Here is a 9005-nt window from a genome sequence, read left to right on the forward strand (position 1 = left end):
ACATTATATATTTCATAAGAAGCCCTAAAAATATTTAATCAGAACCAACATGTGAGTTCCAACATTTCGCGGCAGAGCCAGAAAGCTGAGTGCGTAACTGAACGCGACGTCTTTGAGAAACGTTCTGGTTCCTTTCTTCGGATTGAGCCTGTAGCCGATGCTGGCGCTGATGTTTTGCATGGTTGCTTCGAGCCCGGTGAAGAAGGAAGTCAATTGCAGCCGCGAGATGAGGCGGTTTTCCATAAAAGTCTGCTGGGCGCCGAAACTCATGCCAAAGTCGGAGCCGGCGTAGGCGTTGCCGCCGATTCCCTGCAACGCAATTGTTAAGCCGGTCCGGGTTGTGAAACGTCCGCCGACAATAAAACCACGGCCGTAAGAAACATCCGAGTCGCTCAATTTTGGAGTGTTGACATCGAGGATAACCGCTTCAAGGGCGAGTTGCTTCCATTTAAACAACAGACCCAGGTCTACGCTCACCGAATTTCCACCGGCAATTTTTTGATTATTTAAGTTGAACAACCGGTCTGCCTGCCGCTTCACCGCCACTCCAATTCCGAGCGAGCTGTTTTTCCCTTCATAACCCAAATCCTGTGTTGATATGCCAAAATTAAAATGCAGCAGCTGCTTTTCGTGATTTACGCCAGGCCCGGCGAATTGCCGTACCTTTTGAGTAGAACTGCTGATACTTAAATTGGGTGCACTCCAGGAGATAAACATGCCGTTGCCAACGCCCGACTCTCCCCGGCCAAAATTAATCCGGTTATCAGTTACAAAAGCGATGTTAGCCGGATTCACGAAAATGTTGCCGGCTCCCAAAGTACTAAATAAAGAACCCAGGCTAATCGGTTCTTTTCTTCCGAAAATTTGATAATCCTCGGAAAGAAATCCTTCTTGAGCGAAAGTCGAGGTTGTGAGGAGTACAAGTGTTAATATCGTAAGTAAAAATTTCATGAATCTTTCTCCTTTCATTTATATTGCCAAACCGAAAAGGCGAAGAGCGAGAAGCGAGGAGCGCACACACAATTTCGCTTATCGCTCTTGCGCTCTTCGCTCATCGTCGGCTTTCGAAAGCACGAAAACCCCATGTTCCATGGTTTTGTATGGCAAAGATATCATTTCATCAATTTTAAGGTCCAGCCGTTTAAACAGGGAAAACCAACGACCGTAAGTCCGGTAGTTGTATGTCATCGGAATCAAAAGCGAATGAAAAGAATGCAGTCCTCTTGATGCCCGAAAAAACTTTTTTCACTTTGTTCCCCCAGAAATCGTGGAAGGTCGTAAATCCATTCTGAACTCTGCACGCCGCCATGTCCTCAAAAATAATTATTTTGTCTTTGATCACTCGTCTGCATTCGGTCAGTAGTTTTTCTGCATCATCGCTGTGGTGCAAAACATGAATTAAAATTCCGATGTCGAGAGCACGATCCCGGAAAGGCAGCTCGTAGCCGTCAAATAAACAAAACGGATATTCGGAATTATGATAGTTAACCACGTCGATTCCGATTGCCTTTGCTCCGAGCGCTTCTGAGAATATTTGCACCCAGCCACCGGTACCGCAACCGATATCTAATACCCTGGAATCATGTGTAACATATTTTTTTAAAAAATTCTATTCTATTAAACATGGTTCGTCAAACGAGTTAGCTTCCGATTTTCTAGATCGCTAAATAACAAAATACAAAAAAGGGCGACTATTAATTTATGATTCCTATTACTCCAACATTACTTTGAGTTGTCGTATCGTTGAATCCATGGCAAATAGAAAACCTAACTCACCTTAACGGTTGCCATAACTACGAAGCTGCTCCAAGGAGACTTGTTCCCACCATTCGGAGCGACTGCTTACTCCGATTGCAGCGCCAAACATGGATCCGCCCAAAATGCCAAATCCAACTCCAATGATAGCTGATGATTTAGCAAGAACATCTTCTTCGGGATCACATCCAGTTTTGCAGCCTAGGGCATAGCCCAGGCCTGCACCAATGATGGCACCAACGACCGAACCAATGACCGCACCAGGAGCGGCCTGAGGTTTTTTTTGGCCCCAACTCATCTCGAGCTTGTTAATGGAAGTTAGAGGAAACCGCCTGGTTGTTGTCTCATGCTCTTCCTTCACAAATAAGTTTTCGTCGTCCATCGCCACCAGGCTCCCAACAAGCCGGTAGTTCGGAACATTAGTTACCGTCATACGAATTCGCGCTTTATGCCGCTTCGGTATGAAACTTATGCGAATCTTTTCTAGCGGCACCTCCTGCCATTGTTCCTTGCCTATGAGTGCCCCATCAATCGCTCCGACCACACTTCCAAGGGGTGCGAACAATGCAGCCCCTAGGAGAGCCGCATGTTCCGATCTAAGATCATTACCTTCTACGTCCGCTGCGGTACCTAAGACCGCTCCGCCTGCTGCACCGAATAGGAACCCCTTACCCATACCGCGAATGGCGCTTCTTCCTCGCAAGCCGATTCCTCGACTAACTTCAAACTTTTTTAGGGATGCTAAAGGGATGGTTAATGGATCTGCTTGTTCTGTTACTTTTAATATAAGGCTATCATCTTTTAAAGCCACAAGGTTGGCAACAATCTTCTCTGAAATCAACGGGGTAGAAACACGGACGCGGTCGCCGGAAAAAATGGCAGTCTCCTCTTGGGCAAAGAGGTTTATTGAAAAAAAGGCCACCAGTAAGAAAAATACCGAAGAACCCGAATCATGAATTTCCGAAACTTTCGTCATAACTTAATCCTTAGCCTCTCTTAAAACAATGTATAATTCAAGCCAATCCCCATTCGTTTGGTGGGGCCGGCATCGATCATGCTGAAATCATCGTAAAGCGGTTGGTCGTCGATTCTGAAAAACGTGGTCATGAACAACGACTGCGTCCAGGCCAGCCGAAACGAAACCGCTAAAAATGCTTCCTCTTTAGCGTTCAATTGCTTCAGCGAGCCGCCCCAGCTGCCCTCGATAAGCATTTCAAGGGGGAAGTCGCGATTAATTTCACCGGTTCGTTTGCCAAATGTAAAGGTCATGCCGGCGAAGGCATGATAGGTTGTTAATTTCGTACCGACGCCGGTATGCAGCGTTAAATCAAAAGCTTTTAAATCAAAAAATTTATCCGCGACATAGTACACGCCGTAAGGAAGTCCAAAGCCGATTGCCATGGCGACATGGTGGTTGTCTTTTATCATCGGCATGATTTGATATTTGAGCGACAGGAATATCGGGGCTACTGAAACATTCAACTCCGGGTGGCCGTGCGCAATGAAAACGCCGCCAAACTCCCGGGAGCTGGCATAAAACGGCGTGTTGGTCAGAGCCAGCTCAAGTCCCCTTATTTTGGGGCCAAAACTGCTGGTCACGGAAAATGGCTCCAAGGTCAAATCTGCGCCTGCTGACGGTTTTGCAAGGTAACTAAAACTAAGTTGCCCGGGTGCAAGCGTCTGTGCGGTTGGGATAAAAGTTAACCCGGAAAAGCCGTAGTAGGATTGGGCTCTCATACTCGAGCCGGAGTATTGGGCGAATGCGGTTGATGTGCAAGTGATTATTATCAAAACTGTAATTAGATTTTTCATTTAACTCACCTTGTTTTTCTGTTGACAGGACTGCCTTAATTTAAAAAGCCCATTCCTGGCACGGACTCTTCAAACTTCAAAAGCGACTCATTTGAGTTCCTCTAAAGACACTTCTTCCCACACTTCCCCGGGGTGCGCTGCTCCAACTCCAGCGCCGATCCCCGTGCCAAGGAGACCCAGAAATGCTCCCGCATAAATGCCGAGTATAGTGGAGCAGCCATCCGGATTAGTTATATCAGCAACTCCAAAGGGGCACTCTCCCCATCCTGCTACCACGCCAAAGATGGCCCCCAAGCCGGCCCCGACCAGAAATCCAACTTTAGCTCCTTTGCCCAAATTCGACTTTCTGCCACGGCTCAATTCAAGTTTCTTCAAAAATTCGAACGGAATAAAAAATGATTCATCCCAGCCCTGGGCTCTAATTACCAGAGTATCTCTGTTTAATGTGACAACTCTTCCCACATACCGCAATTTTTCAATTCTACGAGCACGAGAAATAGAAACCCCTTTCACTCTTTGCAAGAACTTGGAAGCGGTTACTCGAACCCGCTTACCGGGAACAAGTCGAAGGTCATCCTGAGCCAGGAGTTGAATTGAGTTCGCCATGAGAAGCAACGCAGTTATAAAAATACCTCTAAAGTTTTTCATCTTATTTCTCCATCGTTTCTTTATCATCGAAATCATATGTTTCGCTTGTTTTGGTTGCAGCACCATGTATCATTCCAAAAAGTCCAAACGGGACGCCCAAAACCACAATTCCTGCTGTCATAGCTTCTCCTTTCGTAAAACAGAACGAGTCCGCACCGTCACAATCGAAATCCTCCGAATCTTTAAGAATAAAGTAGCCTACGTAGCTCACCCCGATGCCGGCGCCAATTAAGAACCCATGGCCTAATCCTTTACTGGTATTTCTCTTTCTGATTGAGATCGTCTTTATTTCACTTAACAAAGCCCCGGCCGTCGAACCGGTCTCTTTGATATGCCAGAAGACTGAGTCTCCACGAATCGCGATATTCTTCACTTGCAGGGTGTCGCCATTTTGCAGTGCTATTCTTCCCTCCCGGCTCTTTGCCGCGCGGTTTAATTTCTCAGTAGCTGCGTCGCGGTTGTCATCGGAGACAAGAACAAGTTTATTACTCAAGCACCCGTTGGAAATTAGAGTGAGGCTGATTAAACCAATTGTAACGATTGCATTCTTAATTAAAATTTTCATTCTTAAGTCTCTCTCCCAAACCTTGCAGGTTTAATTATTTCGCCAGCAAATGAAACAGCAGCCCAACCACGCCAATCGATGTCACGCCTAAAATATAGCGTTTGGATTTTTTAAAACTCGTTTTCATCACCGATTGCCGGTTCGTTTCGACCTTAATGGTCTCTGTCTTCTTTGCATAGGGTAAAGTAGCGGTTAACTTGTATTCCCCTTTCACAAGGTCATCGATTCGAAAGGGTGTCCGTCCCAAAAACGAGCCATCCAGGGAAACACGGGCATTTGCCGGCGTAGTCATGACCAGAATCGAGCCGGGTTTCTCTTCGAGCTCAAATTTAGTTTCAGATAATTGCTTGTGACTTACCACCACCTCTTTGTGAGCAATGAAATAATCTTCTTTCTCAACTTCGAGAGTATACTCTCCAATCGGCGTGCTGAAGTTCAGAATCGGAGTTTCGCCGATCTCCTGCAAAACCTGTTCTTCTTTTATTAAATAAACGGTCGCGCCTTCCGGCTCAGATGTAATTGAAAGCGTGCCGACTTTTTCTTCAAGAGAAACATCCAGAACCTGGTGCTGGTTTGGCTGGATAAAAACCGAGGTGGTCCATGCTTCATAGCGCTCTTTTTCAACCCGCACGACGATTTCTCCCGGTTGAATGTTTGAAAGTGTGTGCGGCGTTTTAGCCACAAATTTCCCTTTGAAAAAAATGTCCGCATTGCCGGGAGTCGAATGAATGGTCAGCAGGCCGGGGCTGACTTCCAGGATCGCTTTGACATCCGTGGGCCGGAAGCTGCGCACCACGACCTTTTCGGTCCACGCCTCGTAGTCCTCTTTTACCAGGCGGATTTCATGTTCGCCCTCGGCGACAGTTTTCAACGATATCGGGGTTTCTCCGACCGGATTGTTATCGAGGAAAACTCGCGCACCGGCGGGTTCCGAGTAAATGTTCATCGAGCCGGGCTTGGCGATTAGCGAGACTTTAACCGTTCGTTCCATTTTTGACTGCACAGCGATGTCTCCTTGCCAATCTTCATAACCGCCGCGGATGAGTTTCAGATGATAAGCCCCTTCGAGGAGATTTTTGACCAGCAGAGGTTTCTTGCCCTCCGTAAATCCGATGAACTTATTTTCGAGGTAAATTTCAGCGCCGGCCGGTTCCGAGGTGATGCTCAGATTTCCCATCCACTGCCGCAGATAGGTACCCTCCAATTGATTCGCCAAATCTTCCACCACAGTACGGATTTGATTTAAATCATGACAGGTGCCGTAAAGTGCCACCACAATCTCCGAACTTTTGATTTCAACTAAACGCGCGTCAATATGCAGGGTGTTGTTAATCAATGAAATGTCGCCGGTGAGGATGACTTCTACATTGTATATTTTTGCCAATTCCTGTGTTTGCTCTTTGGTCAATCCGGATTCCTGCAAAACTTGTTCGGTGAGAACCTGGTGCAACTCATTGCGTTCGAGCACGATGAAGTTGGTTTGATTTCTTAAAGCCGTTGCCAGCATGGCAGAAACCGTGCGGCCGAACTCAGCTTCCTTTGCCTGGGCATTGGCGTTTGTAAACGGCAAAATCGCGATGTGCGGTTTTTTGCGGTAGGTCTCTTTTATTTCCGCCAGGGTATCGGCTCCCGCAGCCCCTCTCAACGACGGCGATTTCAACATTGCGGTTTCTTGCGCAATAAGCGAGACCGAAAAAATTGTCACACTTAAAATACTTAAGATTATCTTTTTCATAATGACAAAATCCTCTTAATTTTGATTAGCCTTTAGTGCACGATTCAATGGCACTTCTTCCCAACTGTCGCCACGCATTCTTGAGCCTATACAGGCACCGATGAGAATTCCAAGGATTGCGCCAGGTCCAGCCACCACGAGAGCAGCATGCTCCGGTGGGAGATCATTACCCTCTTCATCTGCAATGTAGCCTATCGCTGCACCTGCGATTGCACCGATAAGAAATCCAACACCAGCGCCAGAGCCGATTTTAGATTTTTTTCCCCGGCTCACCTCAAGTCTGTTCAGAGAAGCAAATGGAACGGACATAATCAGCGGCTCAGGCTGATTATCTACTTTAAAAAAAAGCGTGTCGGCGTTTGCTGCCACCACCGTGCCCACAAGACGTGATTTTTTTCTTGAAAACTTGCTGATCTTTATTTTTTGGAAAAACTGTGGTGCAGTGACACGAACCCGATTTCCAGGGAGCAATGATTCAGGTAATCTTTGCTGTTGAGCAACGAGAGGAACAGAAAAAATGATAACATTTAAAATGTTGAAGATTGTTATTTTCATACTTTCTCCTGCTTTCGTTCTCAGCAGGCAAAGGCCATACCCAAAATTTTATCATTTTCGAATGCGCATTTATAACTGTTTGATAATAATATGAGTTATGTGAGTCCGATATTTAGACAAATTCCTGTTTTTATTTTTAATTGAATTGTGCACTTGTTTTACAATTTACTTTAGGTATTTAAGTTAAAAAATAAAGAATTACAGCAGATAAGGAATGAAGATTTGTTGTGAACTTCATTTACAGGATTGACCGCCTGGATTTATTTTTTTGGTTGAAAGTCTAGCAAAATATTTTAATTTACTTTTTAGCCTGGTTAATTCATAAATTTCCATTTCAGGCAAAAAACTTCAATATTGTCATGCCCGAGTAGTCGGGCATCCATTACCTGCACTAAGTTGTTGATTTGGTGTGGATTCCCGCTCCCCGCCTTCGCGAGGACAGGCTTGCGGGAATCGCGACTTTTATGGTTTGTGAATTATTCAGGTTAGTTAGGATTCATTTTTACAATTTTTCATTTTCGACACTCAATCTTCTACAAAGATAAGAATTAGCCACGGATACACCCCGTTAGATAAGAGTCTTTGATGTTTTCCGGTAAAGCTGATATCTTTATCTAATGGGGTGAATCCGTGGCAAAAAAATAACTTGAGACAAGATTTCTAGGAAATAGACTAAAATGAAGAAACAAGATCTTAAACGATTGTGGTCTCCCTTAGCAATATTGCTATTTGTTCTGGGAATTACCTTCTTCAATCGAGACCTTCTGGTGCAGTTTAGCTCTGAAGCAATCGATCAAACTCAGAAAGTTCTGGCGTATGTCATCCAAATCGGCATTTGGTTGTCTGCGGCGCATTTTCTGAACCGGCTGCTGATCGTATTCGTTTGGGAAGGACTGGTTGAGAAAGCGCTTGGCGCCCCGGTGCCGCGGCTTATCAAAGATGTGATGAGCCTGATCATCTACGTCATTGCCATTACGGGCATCGCGACGGTCGTCTTTGATCAGTCCGTCACGGGATTTTGGGCCGCCTCCGGGGTCCTTACCCTGGTTTTGGGGTTTGCCCTGCAAAACGTTATCATGGATATTTTCACCGGGCTGGCCGTCAATATCGAGCGGCCGTTTAAGATCGGCGACTGGATTCGGGTGCATGGCAGCAAGGGGGAGGATGTCACCGGCCGCATCACCGAAATCAACTGGCGCACTACCCGGCTGGAGTCCGAGATTAAGAACGTGGTGATTCTACCCAACCGGATTCTGGGAACCTCAATCGTGACAAATTTCTACGGCCCGGATTTGGAAAGCCGCCACGAAATCAACTTCTGGTTTGATTTTACCATTCCGACGGAACGGGCCAAACGCGTGCTGCTTGCCGGCGCTAAATCTGCCATGGGACAAAAAGGTCTGCTGGAAAAACCCGAGCCCAGCGTGATCGTGAGCCATGTCACCGACATGGGGGTTGAATACAAAGTAAGATTCTGGTTTAAACCGTGGACCGACATGGCGCCGGGCATGGCAAAAAGCCTGGTCTCGGCAACTATTCTCGAACACTTGAAACAAGCCGGTATTTCCCCCGCCTATCCCAAGCAGGATATTTTATACGCCGGACAGCCCGAGCGCCATCTCGACTCAAAATCTGTTGAAGACCGCACCAAACTCCTGGGCAAAATTGAGATATTCGAATATCTCGAGTCGGAAGAGTTAAAAGAACTGGCCTCCAGTATGAAGCAGAGGCAGTTCAAAGAAGGAGAGGAATTGATGACCCAGGGAGACGCCGGCGAGTCCATGTTCATCTTGTCCGAAGGAATGCTGCACGCCTTTATCAACAACAGCACCAACGGCGAACGGATCCGGGTCGGCCAAATTGAGCCCGGCGAATTTTTCGGCGAGATGTCCCTGCTGACCGGCGAGCCGCGCACCGCCTCGATTGTCGCCGGAA

General features: G+C 46.5%; 9 protein-coding genes. 1 reads left to right on the forward strand and 8 read right to left on the reverse strand.

Translation table 11 applies throughout. The annotated features are described in order from the left end of the window. Nucleotides 1-24 precede the first annotated feature (24 nt). From IH879_14035 to IH879_14070, 8 genes are all read right to left on the reverse strand, one after another. Complete coding sequence (locus IH879_14035) at nt 25-951, reverse strand: hypothetical protein (GenBank protein MCH7676055.1); 927 nt, start codon at nt 949-951, stop codon at nt 25-27. A 190-nt stretch (nt 952-1141) separates the two neighbouring features. After that, nucleotides 1142-1564, reverse strand: coding sequence for a class I SAM-dependent methyltransferase (locus IH879_14040; GenBank protein ID MCH7676056.1), 423 nt, complete (start codon nt 1562-1564; stop codon nt 1142-1144). A 213-nt stretch (nt 1565-1777) separates the two neighbouring features. Continuing rightward, nucleotides 1778-2731: a hypothetical protein gene (locus IH879_14045; GenBank protein ID MCH7676057.1), complete on the reverse strand. Its 954-nt coding sequence runs from the start codon at nt 2729-2731 to the stop codon at nt 1778-1780. A gap of 20 nt (nt 2732-2751) precedes the next feature. Then, a complete protein-coding gene (locus IH879_14050; GenBank protein MCH7676058.1) occupies nt 2752-3567 on the reverse strand; it encodes a hypothetical protein in 816 nt (271 codons plus the stop codon). An 87-nt stretch (nt 3568-3654) separates the two neighbouring features. Further along, nucleotides 3655-4215: a hypothetical protein gene (locus tag IH879_14055; GenBank protein MCH7676059.1), complete on the reverse strand. Its 561-nt coding sequence runs from the start codon at nt 4213-4215 to the stop codon at nt 3655-3657. A gap of 1 nt (nt 4216) precedes the next feature. Further along, the gene (locus tag IH879_14060) at nt 4217-4780 is read right to left on the reverse strand and encodes a hypothetical protein (GenBank protein MCH7676060.1); all 564 of its coding nucleotides are present in this window, start codon (nt 4778-4780) and stop codon (nt 4217-4219) included. Between the two features lie 34 nt (nt 4781-4814). Then, complete coding sequence (locus IH879_14065; protein MCH7676061.1) at nt 4815-6515, reverse strand: PEGA domain-containing protein; 1701 nt, start codon at nt 6513-6515, stop codon at nt 4815-4817. 15 nt (nt 6516-6530) lie between these two features. Then, a complete protein-coding gene (locus tag IH879_14070) occupies nt 6531-7070 on the reverse strand; it encodes a hypothetical protein (GenBank protein ID MCH7676062.1) in 540 nt (179 codons plus the stop codon). A 677-nt stretch (nt 7071-7747) separates the two neighbouring features. On the opposite strand from IH879_14070, the gene IH879_14075 reads away from it, so the two are divergent. After that, nucleotides 7748-9005, forward strand: a 1258-nt coding sequence (locus IH879_14075; protein MCH7676063.1) for a mechanosensitive ion channel family protein, incomplete at its 3' end; no start/stop codon positions are given.

The sequence above is a fragment of the candidate division KSB1 bacterium genome, from assembly GCA_022562085.1.
Lineage (GTDB): Bacteria > Zhuqueibacterota > Zhuqueibacteria > Oceanimicrobiales > Oceanimicrobiaceae > Oceanimicrobium.